Raw genomic sequence first — 15,234 nt, forward strand, 5'->3', positions numbered from 1 at the left:
AAATTCCGCGGAATTTCGCTCTTTAAATTTAGCGCAAAATTTAGCTACGGCATAAAATTTCTACGATCGCCTGCGGCAATAGCTCATGCTCGATCTCGTGGATTTTGGCCTCATAAGCTTCAAGACTCATTCCCGCGCTCTTTTCAAACGCGCGCTGAGCGATAATCGCGCCGCCGTCGAGCTCCTCGCTGACCCAGTGCACGCTCACGCCGCCCACTTTCATATCGCTCTCAAAGCTCTGCTCTATCGCGTGCGCGCCCTTAAAAAGCGGCAGTAGCGACGGGTGCAAATTTATTGCGCGAACCCTGCTCGTAAAAACGGGCGTTAGAATCCGCATAAAGCCCGCAAGCACCGTAAGCTCCGCGCCGCTTTTTTCGATCTCGCGCACGAGTGCGGCGTCGAATTCCTCGCGGCTAGCAAAATCTTTGTGATTTAGGATCACGCTTTTAAGCCCGAATTTTGCGGCCTTTTCGATACCGCCTGCGTTAGCTTTGTTGCTTAGCGTTAGCACGACTTCGATCTTGGTGCCCCCAAAAGTTTTGCCGTGCAGCTTCTGCAGGATCGCCTCCAAATTTGAGCCGCTACCGCTAAAAAGCACGGCGAGCTTTTTCACAACCATTTTACCTCCTCGATGAGATCGAGCGGATTTAGTGCGTAGGAGTTTTTGGCGAAGGCTCGCGCGGCGAGTGCGTGGGCTAGGACGCCGCAGATTGAGGCTTGCAGAGGCGAGTAATGTTGCGCGAGCAGCCCGCCGATGAGCCCTGCGAGTACGTCGCCGCTGCCGCCTTTTGCGAGCGCGGCGCTTCCCTTGTCGCAGACATAAATGACGCCAGCTTGCGCGATGAGAGTGTTTGCGCCCTTTAGCACGAGCACGCCGCTAAATTTTTCGCTCCACGCCCGCGCAAGCTCAAAGCGCCGCTCTTGCAGCTCGCTCACGCTAAGATCTGCGATGCCCGCGATCTTTAAAAGCGAGCAAAACTCCTTTGGATGGGGCGTTATGATTAAATTTGAATTGGCGTTTAGTAAGCTTAAAATTTCACGCTCATAGCACAGATCGGCGTCGATGACGCAGCTTTTGTCCCGTAGTGCGGCAAGATCAATCTTCCGCTCTCCAAGGCCACAGCCGCAAACCACGACCCGCGCGGCATTGAATGAGCTTTTTTGCATCAAAATCGGGCTTAAGTTTAACGGCTCATCACTAACGACGCTAACGAGCCCGCTGCCGATCGCGTGAGCCGCTAGAGCCGCCATCTGCGCCGCTCCGCTCATCTGCCCGCTTACTACGTAGGTGTGCCCGAAGTCGCCCTTGTTGGTATTTTGCTTCGTGCGTAGCGGCAGCTTCAGATCGCTTTTTTGAAGCAGAAAATATTCGCTCCGCTCCTCAAAATTTGAGCGCGAAATTCCAAGATTTGCGACCTTGATCCGCCCTGCATAATCCTTCGCGCCGTCCGAAAACAGCGCGAGCTTCAGCGCTCCCATCGCGATCGTCAGATCCGCGCAAAATGCACCGCCTAAAATGCGCCCGCTCTTATCGATACCGCTTGGGATATCGACTGCGATTTTTAGGGATTTTGCGCTATTTGCGAGAGATAAAATTTCACAAATTTCAGCGCTTATCGGTTTATTTAAACCGCTGCCGAAAATTCCGTCGATTATGCAGTCTGCGCTTGTAATCTCATCGTGCAGGTCGCTCGGATTGCCGCATTCGTTGCCTGGCTTGCCGAAATCTCCGTCGTGCTCCACGGTTTCAAATTTAGCGCTCGTAAATTTTGTGTCCTCAAAATTTGCGCGTAATTTATCGCCGCCGTCCGAAGCGTCAGCGCCGCTTAGGTTTTCATGCTCGCTCTGCGGCTCGCTCGCGCCAGTGTCTTTTAAAGAGGAGCCGCCTACGCTTTCATGCGCGCAGGCATCCTTGTTAGACGCGCCCTTTACGTGCTCGCAAGCGTCTTTCGCGCTCGCGATGTCGATAAGCCTAACGCCCGCAGCCCGCGCCGCATCAGCTTGAAATTTACCTGCCGCGCTTCTGTTTTGAAGCACGCTAAGCGCCGTGCAGCTAAAATCGCCGCTTAGCTTTCGCAGCGCCGCCATCGCGTCCGCGCCGTTATTTCCGCCGCCGCAAAGCGCCAAAATGCGCGAACCCTTTTTGAGCCGCTTTCTGATCTCGCCCTCGATCCTGCAAGCGGCGTTTTCCATTAAAATTTGCTCACTCAGTCCAAATTTTGCGCTCGCTCGCGCATCGAGGTCCTCGGTGCTAAAGAAAATTTTTTTCAAATTTCGCTCCTTATGCGAAAGCTAAGAGCCTCCAAAATATGCGCCTTGGCGATGATCTCAGCGCCTGCGAGATCGGCGATAGTGCGCGCGAGTTTTAGCGTTTTATTCACGCCGCGTTGCGAAAGATCGTAGCGGGTGATCGCGGTTTGCAAAACCTCTCGCGCCGCGCTTTCGCAGACGCAAAATTTTTCGGTCTCCTCGTCGCGTAGCTTTGCGTTTAGCTCGCTCTGTCCGCGAGCCTTTTGCGCGCGAAACGCCCGCAGCACCGCATCTGCCATCTCCTCGCTGCAAACGTCGCTTCTATCGTCTGCGCCGGTCTCATCCATCGCGACGTATATGTCGATGCGATCTAGCAGCGGCGCAGAAATCGTGTTTTTGTAGCGCTTGATGTCATTTAGCGAGCAGGTGCAGGTGAGGTTTTTAGAGAATAGATTTCCGCACGGGCAGGGGTTTTGCGCCGCGACGAAGATAAATTTCGTTTGGTATTCGACCTTGGAATTTACGCGCGAAATCAAAATTCTATTATCCTCCAGCGGCTCGCGCAGGCTTTCTAAAATTTGCTTGCCGAAGTGCGGCAGCTCGTCGAAAAATAGCTCGCCGCCGTTTGCGAGCGCGACCTCGCCGATCTTTGCGCCGCTACTGCCGCCGCCGAAAATAGAACTGCGCGTGCTGGTGTGGTGCGGCGAGCGGAAGGGGCGCAGCGCGCTAAAATCGACGTCTTTGTTATTTAGCGACTCGTAGGCACACGAGAGTAGCACTTCGCCCAGGCTCTGCGGCGGCAGAATTCTGGCTATCCGCTTGGCGCACATGCTTTTGCCGCAGCCGGGACTGCCCTCAAAGAGGATATTGTGCATGCCGCACGCAGCGATCAGGCTCGCGCGCTTGGCGCGTTTTTGCCCTTTGACGTCTTTAAAATCAAGCGAAAAATCGCGGTTGGGGACGTAAATTTGCCCGTCAATTTCCACGACGTTTTTAAAAAGCGGATGGGTTTCTCGCATGAGCCTGCTTGCGGCGAATTCCTCGTCTAAAAAAAATCTGACCGCGTCGCTTAGGCTATCCACTGCATACACGTCGTAGTTTGGGATCGTGCAGGCCTTTAGCGCAATACTTTGCGGTACCAAAATTTTAGCGCGTCTCACCTTCGTGCTTAAAAAAAGCAGAATCGAAAAGAGACTCGCCGTGCTCTTTAGGCTGCCGTCTAAACCGAGCTCGCCGAAGACGAAGAAATCGCCGTCGATGCGCTCTTTTTGCAGCGCGATTAGAAGCGCGATCGCAAGATCGAAGTGCGAGCCGTTTTTGGGCGTATCGGAGGGGGAGAGATTTATGATGATTTTGGATGCGGGAAATTTAAAATTTAGGCTCACAAGCGCAGCTTTTACGCGGCTTTCGCTCTCTTTTATCGTAGCTCCCGCAAGGCCAACGATATTAAATCCCGGCAGTCCCCGCACGAATGTCGATTCAACCTCTACGGGGATCAGAGCATCCGTGAAGGCAGCGCATTTTAGGGATTTCATTTCGATTTTTCTTTTAGGCTTTTTTTGAATTCTTTATCAAATTTTTTGCGTTTATTGTATCCGATACGCTCGATGAAAAGATGCCCGTCAAGGTGATCCATCTCGTGCTGGATACAGACGGCTAGCAGCTCGCTAGCGTCCATTTCGTGGGTATTGCCGGCGCGGTCTTGAAACTGCACCGTAATAAACTCGGCGCGTGTGACGTCCTCATAAAAGCCGGGCACCGACAGGCAGCCCTCCTGGTAAACGACCTCGCCTTCCTTTTTTAAAATTTGCGGATTGATGATCTCGATAAGGTCCTTTTTGTCTTGGATTTTTTCCTCATTGGCTAAATTTATGATCAAAGCGCGCACGGGTCTGCCTACCTGGATGGCGGCAAGGCCTATGCCGTTTTTTGCGATCATCGTCTCATACATATCGTCTAAAAGCTCGCCCAGCGCCGCGTCGAATTTAACGACCTCGGTCGATTTTTGATAAAGCTTTTTATTCGGATAGGTAAGGACGTCCAGGATCATCTATTTAAAGCTCTTTTGAAGTACTTGATCGATCAAGCCGTATTGCACGGCATCCTCGGCGCTCATGAAAAAGTCGCGATCGGTATCCTTTTCGACCTGCGCGAGATCTTTGCCGGAATTTTGCGAAAGGATGTTATTTAAAATTTCTTTCATTCGTAAAATTTCTTTGGCTTGAATCTCGATGTCGGTAGCCTGGCCTTGCGCGCCGCCGAGTGGCTGGTGGATCATTATGCGAGAGTTTGGAAGCGCGTAACGTTTGCCTTTGGTTCCGCAGCTTAGCAAAAACGCTCCCATCGACGCCGCTTGACCGATGCAGATCGTGCTTACGTCGGGTTTGATGTAATTCATCGTGTCATAAATGCTAAATCCGCTCGTAACCACGCCGCCAGGGGAGTTGATGTATAGATAGATATCCTTATCCGGATCCTCCGCTTCCAAAAACAGAAGCTGTGCGACGATCGAGCTTGCCACTGCGTCGTCGATCTCGCCGCTAAGCATTACGATACGATCTTTTAGCAGTCTCGAGTAGATGTCGTAGCTGCGCTCTCCGCGACTAGTTTGTTCGATAACGTAAGGAATCACCATCTATTCGCCCTTCTCTTCTTTTTTGCCCTGTTTGGAGAAAATATCGTTGAATAGCTTCTCCTCGATCAGCGCCATTTTGACGGCCGGCAGCATGCCGTTGTTGCGGTATCTATTTAGATGCTCTTTCGGATCGGCGCCGTAGGTGTAGGCTTCCATATAGACCGCCTGAACGAGCTCCTGATCGCTCACGTCGATATTGCGTTTTTTGGCTAGCTCGTCGATTAGGAATGTAAGCTTGACGCTGTTTTCGGCAGCCTTTCTAAACTCTTCGCGCTTTTTATCCAGGGCGTCTTTGTTGTTTTTAAATTCCTCGATCTGCTCTTTTGAAAAGCCGCTCCAGGCGTTGTTAAACTGCAAATTAATCTCCTGCTCGACGATCGCTTTTGGAAGCGCGAAGTTAAATTTCTCGGCGAGCGCGTCGGCAAATTTAGGCTTTAGATCCTCGTTTATCAGCTTTTGAAGCTTATCGTTTTTGATGCGCTCTTTGATGCGCGCTTCAAATTTCTCCTTGCTCGGCTCTTTCTCGCCTGGAAGCGCTTGCTTTAGCTCCTCCTCGCCGAGCTCTTTGGCGGGTTTTTTAGCTTGAATTTCATGAAGCTTGACTTTAAAGATCGCGTCCTTGCCGGCTAAGTTTTTCGCGCCGTAATCTTGCGGAAATTTAACCGCTACGTCGCGCTCCTCGCCCACTCTAAGTCCGATCATACCGTCTTCAAAGCCCGGGATGAATTGATTTGAGCCGATCTGAAGGACGTAGTCCTGCGCCTTGCCGCCGTCGAATGGCTTGCCGTCTACGAAGCCTTCGAAGTCGAATTTCGCAAAATCGTCTTTGGCTAGAATTTTTTTGTTGGTTTTAGAAAGCGGCGCGATCATCTGCAAAAATTCCGCCACTTTCTCGTCGATCTCTTTTTGAGTAACGCGCGGACTGCTAAATTTAGGGATCAGCTCCTCGTATCCCTCGACGCTAACCTCCGGTCTGAAAGAAATTTCGATCTCCACGTCGATATCGCCTTCTTTTTCATCAAATTTAGAAAAGACCGGCTCGGATAAAATTTCATCTTGTTTTTTCTTTAAAATTTTAAGAGACTCGTCGATCATATTTTTAAGAAGCTCCTGCTTTGCATCGCCCTCAAGCTGTTTGCCGTATCGCTTCAAAACCACTGCGGTAGGCACTTTGCCCTGTCTGAATCCGTCGATCCTTAGCTGCTTGGAGGCCTTTTTGGCTAGCTCTTCTACTTTGGCTGCGATCTGCTTTGCTTCGATCTTGCTCGCAGCGACCGCATTCGCGGCGTCTTTCATTTTTGCTTTTACTTCCATAAAATTCCTTTAAAAAATTTAAAAATAGCTCGTAATATATCAAAAAATTTCTTATTTAAAGTATAAATTCCTAAAATTTACCGAGCCTAAGCGGCTCGCGGCTTTTAAATTTTAAAATTTTAAGAGCCCGCCTTGAAATTTAAAGCGGGACTAAGGCTAAAATTTTACCGATACGTTAAACATAAACTGCCGCGCGTAGCCCATTTGAATAGGTATCACGCTCGTAGTCGTGCCGGTCGAGGATGAGGTATAGTATTTTTTGTCGGTCAAATTTTTGACGTTGAACGAAAAATTCGTATCATAGCCCAAAATTTTAGTATCGTAGCTCACGAAGGCGTCATAAACTACGGCATGAGGCAGCTTAAACGCCGTTCCTGCGGGCACGCTCGGTAGGTTCGTGCGCATATAGTAGGTGTACCACGAGCCGAAGTATCGCGCGCCGCCGCCAAGCCTAAGCCCCTTTGCGCCTAGATGCGCAAAATCGTAGTTGGCAAATAGACTTGCTTGGTGCTTCGGCGTCGCTTCCAGCGGTTTGCCGATTAGCACCGCAAAAGCACCGTCGTCCTCGCGCACCCTCGTTTTGGTGTATGCGTAGCTTGCCGACATGCTAAGTCCCTGCGTCACGCGCCCGTTTATATCGAGTTCAAATCCTCGCGAGCGAGCCTTGCCGATCGTCTCACTTATATTATTTACCGTTCGCAGGATGTTTCTTTTATCGATATTAAACACCGCCGCACCCGCAGTGACTCGATCGTTTTGAAATTTAGTGCCGAGCTCCACGGATTTGCCTTCCTCCGGCTTTAGATCGCCGCCTATCGCCTCGCCTATGGACATCTGCGGCGTGAAGCTTTGCGCGTAGTTAGTATATACTGACCACTGCGGGCTTAACAGGTACAAAAGCCCGCCCTGATAGGTCGTAGCAGCCTTTTTCTGATCGGTGTTGTTCGGTCCTTGCCAGCTTTGTTTGGCTACTTGATCGTAAAATTCCCTACGCACGCCCAAAGAAAGTATTAACTCGTCAGTCAAATTTATATTATCTTGCGTGTAAAGCCCGATCGTTCTTAGCTTTTGATATTGTATTTTTGGCTCTCTATTGTTCGTTAAGACGGCGCCCGAAGCGGTCTGCCCGGTAAGCATATTGATGCGTCCTGCGGTGCCTTTTAGCGCGCCCGGACGGTATCTGTAGTAGTTTTTGTAATCCGTGCCGAAAAGAACGTCGTGTTTAAGCGGGCCCGTTTCAAATTTGCCGTTTAGCGTGATGCTTGCTGCGTGCGTGCGGTGTATGAAATTATCGTAGTAGTTATACGATCGCGTCGTGCCGGTAAGGCCTTGGGGCGTGAATGGATTGTTCGGACGGACGTAGCCGTATTCGTGCTTGCTGCGCGAGAAAGCGTAGGCGCCTTTTAATATCCAATCCTCGCTAAATTCCTTCTCAAAGCCGAAATCAACCGTATCGAGCTTGCTTTGTAGTTTATTTACCGGCTCATCGAAGCGGACTTTGCCGCTGCCGTAAATTTTACCCGTACTCGGCACCAAAAACGCGCCGCGATCCACCGGATCGGTAGAGCGGCTATGGGTGTAGCCTAAGCTTATCGAATAATCGTCTCCTTGATACGCAAGTGACGGCGCAAAGAGCGTGTTTTTTATACCGCCGAAATTTCGCCAATAATCCTTCGCGTAGTAATCGAATATAAATCTATACGCAAAGCCGCTATCTGCAATCGGCCCTGTAGTATCAAATCCCGCGTCCCAATAGTTGCGATTGCCCAGCCCGCCCCAAATTTCATTTATAAACTCATACTGCGGCTTTTTGGTTACCATGTTTATGACGCCGCCCGGTTGCTGGGCACCGTAGAGCATGCTCGCGGGCCCTTTTAAAACCTCGACGCTTTGAATGGTTTTATTGAAATTGTGCATCACGGCGCCCGGTACGCCGTTGCGCATAATCGAGCCGTCGCGACCCTCGCCGAAGCCACGCTTGATGATCGCATCAAAAATATTTCCCGTCGTATTTGCATAGCTTATGCCGCTTACGTTTTGCAGCGATTCCGCTAAGGTTTCTGGCTTTTTGTCCTTTAGATGCTGCTGCGTTACGACATTTACGGTTTGCGGAATTTCTAAAATTCTCTTAGTCGTCTTGCCGATCTCGCTGCGTACGGCGCGGTAGCCGTCGTCGTTATTCGCCCATTCTACGACCTCGATATCGCCTAGGTTTTCGCCCGAGGCGAAGTTTGCTGCGGCGTTTTGTTCGGCGCAAGCAAAGGAAAAAAGCGCCAAAGCCGCGCCAAAGCTCATCTTAAATTTCATTACCGAACTCCTTGTAGATAAAGCTTATCGAAACGGCGGATTTTAAACAAAAATTTCTTAAATTTAAATATATTATCATTAACATAATGAGATTGATAAAATTTCGCGCGGAATTTTAAAATTTATCAGCGTTATAAAAGGCGTTTTTGAGTAATATCGCGCATCGATCTTTAAGGAATTGCTAAAAATGGACGAAAAAAGCCGAATAAAATTTGAAAACTGCGTGTCGCAGATGCTTGAAATTTTAGGCGAGGATCCGAAGCGCGACGGACTCGTAAAGACGCCCGAGCGCGTGGCTAAAGCCTATGAGTTTCTAACTAGCGGCTACGAGCTGGATCCAAAAGAAATTTTAAACGACGCGCTGTTTGAGAGCAGCAACAACGAGATGGTTTTGATAAAAGATATAGAATTTTATAGTCTCTGCGAGCATCATCTGCTGCCTATCATCGGGCGCGCGCATGTCGCGTATATCCCGAATAAAAAGGTCGTGGGGCTTAGCAAAATTCCGCGTATGGTAAATATTTTTGCGCGCAGGCTGCAGATCCAAGAGCAGCTTACCGAGCAGATCGCAAGCGCAATCCAAGAGGTGATCCATCCGCTCGGCGTGGGCGTGGTGCTGCAGGCGCGGCACATGTGCATGGAGATGCGCGGCGTGCAAAAGATCAACTCGACTACGACTACGTCGGCGCTTAGGGGACTTTTTATCAGCCGAAACGATACGCGTAAGGAATTTTTCGATCTAATAAATTCTCCAAAAACTTTTGGTTTTTAAAACGGCAAGCGTTAAAGAAAAATTTAGCAATTATGTTATATTATCGTGCGAAATTGATAAAAGAGCGAAATTGTCTGATTAAATTTCAGACAAATTTTAGAAAGGAATTTTATGCAGCGCGTTTATTTAGATAATAACGCCACTACGATGGTCGATCCCGAAGTTTTTGAGGAGATGAAGCCGTTTTTTTGCGATAAATACGGCAATCCAAACTCCCTTCACAGCTTCGGCAGCGAGACTCACCCCGCGTTAAGAACTGCGATGGATAGGCTCTATGCGGGACTAGGCGCTGCGGATGCGGACGATATCGTCATCACGAGCTGTGCGACCGAGAGCAATAACTGGGTTTTAAAAGGAATTTACTACGATAAAATTCTAACCGGCGAGAAGGATAATATCGTCATAAGCTCCGTCGAGCACCCCGCAATCGGCGCGACCTGTGCTTTTTTAGAAAAAATTTGCGGCGTAAAGATCACCCGCCTCGGCGTCGATAAAGACGGACTAATCGATCTTGACGAGCTTAGCGAAAAGATCAACGATAAAACCGCGCTTGTTAGCGTGATGTGGGCAAATAACGAAACCGGCACGATCTTCCCCGTAAAAAAAATCGCACAAATCGCACACGAGCATGGCGCGCTATATCATGCCGACGCGGTGCAAGCGATAGGCAAGATAAAGGTAAACGTGCGCGATGCGGACGTGGATTTTTTAAGCCTTTCCGGGCATAAATTTCATGCTCCAAAGGGCGTCGGAGCGCTTTATATCAAAGATAGCAAGCCGCTTACGAGCCTATTTCACGGCGGCGAACAGATGGGTGGGCGCCGTAGCGGCACGCTAAACGTTTCTGGCATCGTGGGGCTCGGCAAAGCTTTAGAACTAGCGAATAAATTTATGGATTTTGAGCGCACTCAGGTAAGCAGACTGCGCGATAAGCTGGAGGACGCGCTTTTGCAAATTCCAAACGTTAGCGTCGTGGGCGACCGTAGCATTCGCGTGCCAAACACCATCCTTGCCTCAATCCAAGGCGTCGAGGGAGAGGCGATGCTGTGGGATCTAAATAAAGCCGGCATCGCCGCTTCTACGGGCTCTGCGTGCGCGAGCGAGGCGCTCGAGAATAACCCGATAATGGAAGCGATAGGCGCGGATAAGGAGCTAGCGCATACGGCGCTAAGGCTTTCACTGTCGCGCTTTACGACGGAGGCGGAGATCGATTACGCGATCGAACATATTGGTAAAGCTATCGCTCGTCTGCGCGGGATTTCAAGCACGTTTGCTTACGCACCGCAAGGTTATGAGAAAAATAAAGGATAAAAAATGGCAAAAAATAGTTTGATAAACGGCTCAATCTGGGAGCAATACTCGCAAAAAGTGCAGGAGCGTATGAATAATCCTCGCTATATGGGCGAGATCACCGAGGAGGAAGCGAAGGCTAGAGGTGGTAAGCTAGTGGTCGCAGACTTCGGCGCCGAGAGCTGCGGCGATGCGGTGCGGCTGTACTGGCTGATAGATCCTAAGACTGATAGAATTTTAGACGCTAAATTTAAAAGTTTCGGCTGCGGCACGGCGATTGCGAGTTCGGATACAATGGCTGAGCTTTGTATCGGAAAGACCGTCGATCAAGCGGTAAAGATTACAAATTTAGACGTAGAGCATGCGATGCGCGACAACCCGGACGAGCCAGCCGTACCGCCGCAAAAGATGCACTGCTCGGTCATGGCGTACGACGTCATCAAGCAGGCTGCTGCGAAATATAAGGGGGTCGATCCCGCGCATTTTGAGGATGAGATCATCGTGTGCGACTGTGCGCGCGTAAGCCTCGGCACGATCAAAGAGGTGATTCGTCTAAACGACCTCCATACTGTCGAGGAGATCACGCAATACACCAAAGCAGGTGCGTTTTGCAAATCCTGCGTGCGCCCGGGCGGACACGAGGAGAAGGATTACTATTTGGTCGATATTTTAAAGCAAACCAGAGAGGAGATGGAGCGAGAGAGGCTTCAAGCTCAAGCCGAGGCGAGTGCCGCTACTAGCGCGAAAGCGGGAGCGGAGATGAGCTTTGAGCAGCTAAATTTGATCGGTAAATTTAAAGCGGTCGAAGGGGTGCTTGACGAGGATATCCGCCCGATGCTCCAGATGGATGGCGGTAATCTCGACGTCATCGACATCAGGCCTGCAGACGACGGCAAAACGGACATATATATCCGTTATCTTGGCGCTTGTAGCGGCTGCGCCAGCGGTGCGAGCGGTACGCTGTATGCGATAGAAAACGTCTTGCAAGAAAACCTTAGCCCAAACATCCGCGTAATGCCGATCTAGGCTTATCGGTCGCTACATTTCATCTTGGCTTGGTCTTTACGAAATTTTAAGAGCTTGGCTTCTTTATAATTGATGCAGTGCTAAATTTCGCCCCTTAGTTAAATTTGCAATTAGACGCTAAATCTGCGTAGAATTTCGGCGCTTGCTTTTAAAAATATCGCAAATTTAGCTAAGGTTTTTCTAGCGTGAAATTCATCTATAAAATTTTGTCTATAAATTTAATTAAAAGCTTCTTATTTCGCCCGTGTAAGTTTTTTATGAGATTTCGTTTGTAAACCAGGCATAGAATTTTCTCCGTAAATTTCATCTTTTCATAAATTTCGATGAAAATGCGCCATAAATCGCAGAATTTTAGCTGGCTATAATTTCTTTTTATTATAATTGCGCCTTATTTCAACTAAAAGGGGAGCAAATGAAAGTATTTGTTTTGGCGGCTCTACTACTTGGTTTTCTATCTGCAAATTCTTTGGATCAGATCAAAAAGGATAGGCTCGTTCGCATAGGTGTATATAACGATCAGCCGCCGTTTAGTGCGCTCGTAGACGGCAAATATAGGGGATTTGAGATTGCTCTTGGCGAAAAGCTCGGTAAGGAGATTTTCGGCGATAATCCTGGCAAGGTAAAATTTATCCCGATCACGGCTTCAAGACGCATTAGCGCTTTACAGCGCAATGAAGCGGATATGGTGATTGCGACCTTCACTCCGACGCCCGCGCGAGCTAAGAAGGTGGATTTTTCAGAGCCTTATTTTAAGGTGCAGGTAGGTGTGCTAGCCAAAAAAGACGAAAATATCACGAGCTTCGATCAACTCCGCAAAAAGAGGATTTTCGTCATCAAACACTCTCCTATTCACAATTTCTTACGCAAAGCGGGCTTCAGAAAGAATTTGAATTTCTGCGCCAGCTCGGCTAAATGCTACCGCGCTTTCAAAAGGGCGAAAAATGCCGTGCATGTCGATGATAACCTAATCCTGCACGCATACGCAATCATCGATAATAAAACGCAGGTTGCTTTGGATGGTCTAGGTAAGCAAACTTACAACGCAATCGCCGTGCAGAAGGGCAATAATGCGCTGCTAGAGCTAATCAATACATCTTTAGCAGGACTAAAAAAAGATGGATTTTTGGATAAGACCTTTGATGATACGCTCGGGATTTTTTATCATGGCACGATCGATAAGAAGGAATTCTTGGTTGAATAAAATTTCGTGCAGAATTTAATTCGTGCGCTTGATTCCCGCGTAAAATTCAGTTCATTGTAATGATGGAACGAGAAACACGTTGCGGGCTTAATTTGCTTTTAGAATTCGGTCTTGATTTTACTTGCCTCTCTCCTAAAGCGCAAATTTTATCGAAATTGGTGAGGCTATTTAAAACGCGCGCACCACTAGCGCGAAATTCCATTTTCGGAAGTAAAATTTTTAAGCGATTAGGTTGCATTTAAAATTTACGCAACTTTTATAGAGCTCGTTTTAATTTTACGTTCCGTAAAACTCGCGCTAGCTTGTAAAATTCTATTTTTTAGCTCTAAATACTTGCTTTTCTGCTACAACTTTATGATTTAAATTTTAAAAATTCCTCTAAAAGGAGTTAAACTCCCAAGCGCTATTGCCGCCTCGGTATGGGGAGCCAAAATTTCGCTTTGTGTCAAAGGCGAATCCTATGCAAAGTGCACGCTAAATGAGCAGGCGGAGCAAATAATTTCAAATTTAGTGGTATCTGTCTTATCGAGTGCCGCGAAGCTGCATATTACAAAGACGCGGCGAATACAAAAAATGGTCGTAAAAATTTTACCCCAAGAGCCAATCTCGATTTACTTCACCAGTTCGTAATTATACTCTTTCGTGCCGTCAAGTAGATTTGTGACGTTGTAGCCTCGCTCGTTTAGGGCTTTGGCGAGCTTGGCGCTGCGGTTGCCGCTGTAGCAGTGCGTGATTATCCTTTTGTCTTTGTTGGCCTCAAGCACGTCCTTGTAGTTTTCTAAAGGCTCGCCGTACGGGATATTTATCGCGCCTTTCATATGCCCCGCGTCGTAGTCTTGCTTCTGCCTAGCGTCGATGATCAGCACGTTCGGCTCATTTGCTATTTTTAAAAACCTCTCCGCGTTTATGCTGCCGACCTTATACAGCTCGTAGTCGTACTGCTTCACGCCAGGCGCGTTCATAAGCACACTGAAGCCTTTTTGTTTAAGCAGATCAAGCGCTTTGCCGCTGCGGTTGCCCGTATTGCAATAAAGCACGACGTTTTTATCCTTGTAGGCGTTTATCTCATCCAGCCTGCTTTCAAGCTCTCCAAGCGGGATGTTGATCGCGTGCTTTATGTGGCCTGCGGCGTACTCGTCCGCGCTTCTGACGTCAATGACCAGATAATTTTCTTTCGCTCTATTGTCCTCCTCTATCGCCGATAGCGCTGCGCCGCTTATAGAGTAGCCGCTAGGCTGCTGCGTCTCGGCGCCGCAAGTCGCAAAAGATCCCAATGCAGCCAGCAAAACCGCGCTTTTTAAAATTTTGTGAGAAATAAATTTCATATGTTTCCTTTGAATTTTAGCTTTTAAAGCGGGGGGATTATATCAAAAAATTTAGCTAAATAGTGTGAATCTGCGCGGAATGTGATAGGTTATGCTGATACGGATTACCGATGTGAAAACGCGAAAGAGACTCGAATAAAAAACTTTTGCCAAAATATCTTAAAGGCTCGTAGGTAAAGATACTTTGCGTAAATTTATCTTTTAGAGACGGAGCAACAAATTCAAAAAAACTCACATTTGCCCGAAGGTAAATTTTATACTTTTGCCAATTTTCATTATTTTTCAAGTATAAGTAAGATATAATCCCAAACTTTTCGGGGCGCTATTGCGGCTCTTAAAGGAATTAAAGATGGTGTCAAGAGAGAGACTTGAACTCTCGACCTCCGGCTTATGAGACCAGCGCTCTAACCAGCTGAGCTACCTTGACACGAATAAAGAAACGGCAGTATAGCTAAATATTCTTATTTTTAATTGAAACACTTTAAAAGGAGAGAAAATGAATGCGGCTTTGGTTTTATTAGTCGTCATAGTTTTGTTAGTTTTGGCGTTAGTGGGCGTTTATAACTCGTTCATCGCCAAGCGCAATCAGGTGCGAAATATCGCCTCTACCGTTGATACGCAGCTTAAAAAGCGCTACGACCTCATCCCAAATTTAGTTAGCGCCACGCGCGAATATATGAGCCATGAAAACGCCGTGCTAACGCGCGTTAGCGAACTTCGCTCGCAAGCGATCAACGCGGCTTCTAACGCGGATAAATTTAAGCTAAATAGCGAAATTTCGGCTCTTTTGGGGCAGATCCGCATTGCGGTAGAGGCGTATCCGAACCTCAAGGCTAACGAATCGTTTGCCAAGCTACAAAACGCGTTAGGTGAGTGCGAGGAGCAGATCAGCGCCGCACGCCGCGCTTATAACGGCGCCGTTACGGTCTATAACAACGCCTGCGAGATGTTTCCTACTAACATCATCGCTAGCGTTTTCAACTTCGCTAAAGCGGAATTTTTCGCCGCTAGCGAGCAAGAAAAGCAAGCACCAAACGTATCTGAACTTTTTAAAAAATAGGCGCGAGACATAGAAAATTTGCGATGAAATTTTAAAATTTTATCGCAAATAACG

The 15,234-nt window shown here is 48.2% G+C and carries 13 protein-coding genes and 1 tRNA gene; 5 read left to right on the forward strand and 9 right to left on the reverse strand.

Going from position 1 to position 15,234, the window contains the following annotated elements:
• Nucleotides 1-40 precede the first annotated feature (40 nt).
• From purN to Q0277_RS05810, 7 genes are all read right to left on the reverse strand, one after another.
• On the reverse strand, nucleotides 41-619 hold the full coding sequence (gene purN, locus Q0277_RS05780) for a phosphoribosylglycinamide formyltransferase (RefSeq protein ID WP_297996407.1): 579 nt from the start codon (nucleotides 617-619) through the stop codon (nucleotides 41-43).
• Nucleotides 610-2,271, reverse strand: a complete 1,662-nt coding sequence (locus Q0277_RS05785; RefSeq protein ID WP_297996408.1) for an NAD(P)H-hydrate dehydratase — start codon at nucleotides 2,269-2,271, stop codon at nucleotides 610-612. Before Q0277_RS05785 ends, purN begins: the two co-directional genes overlap by 10 nt.
• Entirely contained in the window at nucleotides 2,268-3,785 is a 1,518-nt protein-coding gene (locus Q0277_RS05790) for a YifB family Mg chelatase-like AAA ATPase (protein WP_297996410.1), read from the reverse strand. The genes Q0277_RS05785 and Q0277_RS05790 overlap by 4 nt, the downstream gene beginning before the upstream one ends.
• Nucleotides 3,782-4,300 (reverse strand): peptide deformylase, encoded by a 519-nt coding sequence (def, locus tag Q0277_RS05795; protein ID WP_297996412.1) that lies wholly within the window; start codon nucleotides 4,298-4,300, stop codon nucleotides 3,782-3,784. The genes Q0277_RS05790 and def overlap by 4 nt, the downstream gene beginning before the upstream one ends.
• Nucleotides 4,301-4,885, reverse strand: coding sequence for an ATP-dependent Clp endopeptidase proteolytic subunit ClpP (clpP, locus tag Q0277_RS05800; protein ID WP_297996414.1), 585 nt, complete (start codon nucleotides 4,883-4,885; stop codon nucleotides 4,301-4,303).
• Nucleotides 4,886-6,199, reverse strand: coding sequence for a trigger factor (gene tig / locus Q0277_RS05805; RefSeq protein WP_297996416.1), 1,314 nt, complete (start codon nucleotides 6,197-6,199; stop codon nucleotides 4,886-4,888). It abuts the gene before it with no gap.
• A gap of 156 nt (nucleotides 6,200-6,355) precedes the next feature.
• A complete protein-coding gene (locus Q0277_RS05810; RefSeq protein WP_297996418.1) occupies nucleotides 6,356-8,506 on the reverse strand; it encodes a TonB-dependent receptor in 2,151 nt (716 codons plus the stop codon).
• A gap of 187 nt (nucleotides 8,507-8,693) precedes the next feature.
• Between Q0277_RS05810 and folE the strand changes: the two genes are divergently transcribed.
• The 4 genes from folE (at nucleotide 8,694) to Q0277_RS05830 (ending at nucleotide 12,795) form a co-directional block, all read left to right on the forward strand.
• The gene (gene folE / locus Q0277_RS05815; RefSeq protein WP_297996420.1) at nucleotides 8,694-9,278 is read left to right on the forward strand and encodes a GTP cyclohydrolase I FolE; all 585 of its coding nucleotides are present in this window, start codon (nucleotides 8,694-8,696) and stop codon (nucleotides 9,276-9,278) included.
• A gap of 111 nt (nucleotides 9,279-9,389) precedes the next feature.
• Complete coding sequence (locus Q0277_RS05820) at nucleotides 9,390-10,589, forward strand: NifS family cysteine desulfurase (RefSeq protein ID WP_297996422.1); 1,200 nt, start codon at nucleotides 9,390-9,392, stop codon at nucleotides 10,587-10,589.
• A gap of 3 nt (nucleotides 10,590-10,592) precedes the next feature.
• A complete protein-coding gene (locus Q0277_RS05825) occupies nucleotides 10,593-11,594 on the forward strand; it encodes an iron-sulfur cluster assembly scaffold protein (RefSeq protein ID WP_297996424.1) in 1,002 nt (333 codons plus the stop codon).
• A 412-nt stretch (nucleotides 11,595-12,006) separates the two neighbouring features.
• Nucleotides 12,007-12,795, forward strand: coding sequence for a transporter substrate-binding domain-containing protein (locus tag Q0277_RS05830; RefSeq protein ID WP_297996425.1), 789 nt, complete (start codon nucleotides 12,007-12,009; stop codon nucleotides 12,793-12,795).
• A gap of 611 nt (nucleotides 12,796-13,406) precedes the next feature.
• Here the strand turns inward: Q0277_RS05830 and Q0277_RS05835 are convergent.
• Together Q0277_RS05835 and Q0277_RS05840 are read right to left on the reverse strand one after the other, a co-directional pair.
• Complete coding sequence (locus Q0277_RS05835) at nucleotides 13,407-14,120, reverse strand: rhodanese-like domain-containing protein (RefSeq protein ID WP_297996427.1); 714 nt, start codon at nucleotides 14,118-14,120, stop codon at nucleotides 13,407-13,409.
• 350 nt (nucleotides 14,121-14,470) lie between these two features.
• Nucleotides 14,471-14,547, reverse strand: a tRNA-Met gene (locus Q0277_RS05840).
• Nucleotides 14,548-14,616: 69 nt separating this feature from the next.
• Between Q0277_RS05840 and Q0277_RS05845 the strand changes: the two genes are divergently transcribed.
• On the forward strand, nucleotides 14,617-15,180 hold the full coding sequence (locus Q0277_RS05845; protein ID WP_297996429.1) for a LemA family protein: 564 nt from the start codon (nucleotides 14,617-14,619) through the stop codon (nucleotides 15,178-15,180).
• Nucleotides 15,181-15,234 lie beyond the last annotated feature (54 nt).

It is taken from the genome of uncultured Campylobacter sp. (assembly GCF_938030815.1).
Taxonomy (GTDB): domain Bacteria; phylum Campylobacterota; class Campylobacteria; order Campylobacterales; family Campylobacteraceae; genus Campylobacter_B.

Coding starts and splice junctions, on each gene's coding strand:
- purN (WP_297996407.1), bottom strand. CDS start 619: ATGGTTGTGAAAAAGCTCGCCGTGCTTTTTAGCGGTAGCGGCTCAAAT.
- Q0277_RS05790 (WP_297996410.1), bottom strand. CDS start 3,785: ATGAAATCCCTAAAATGCGCTGCCTTCACGGATGCTCTGATCCCCGTA.
- def (WP_297996412.1), bottom strand. CDS start 4,300: ATGATCCTGGACGTCCTTACCTATCCGAATAAAAAGCTTTATCAAAAA.
- clpP (WP_297996414.1), bottom strand. CDS start 4,885: ATGGTGATTCCTTACGTTATCGAACAAACTAGTCGCGGAGAGCGCAGC.
- tig (WP_297996416.1), bottom strand. CDS start 6,199: ATGGAAGTAAAAGCAAAAATGAAAGACGCCGCGAATGCGGTCGCTGCG.
- Q0277_RS05810 (WP_297996418.1), bottom strand. CDS start 8,506: ATGAAATTTAAGATGAGCTTTGGCGCGGCTTTGGCGCTTTTTTCCTTT.
- folE (WP_297996420.1), top strand. CDS start 8,694: ATGGACGAAAAAAGCCGAATAAAATTTGAAAACTGCGTGTCGCAGATG.
- Q0277_RS05820 (WP_297996422.1), top strand. CDS start 9,390: ATGCAGCGCGTTTATTTAGATAATAACGCCACTACGATGGTCGATCCC.
- Q0277_RS05825 (WP_297996424.1), top strand. CDS start 10,593: ATGGCAAAAAATAGTTTGATAAACGGCTCAATCTGGGAGCAATACTCG.
- Q0277_RS05830 (WP_297996425.1), top strand. CDS start 12,007: ATGAAAGTATTTGTTTTGGCGGCTCTACTACTTGGTTTTCTATCTGCA.
- Q0277_RS05835 (WP_297996427.1), bottom strand. CDS start 14,120: ATGAAATTTATTTCTCACAAAATTTTAAAAAGCGCGGTTTTGCTGGCT.
- Q0277_RS05845 (WP_297996429.1), top strand. CDS start 14,617: ATGAATGCGGCTTTGGTTTTATTAGTCGTCATAGTTTTGTTAGTTTTG.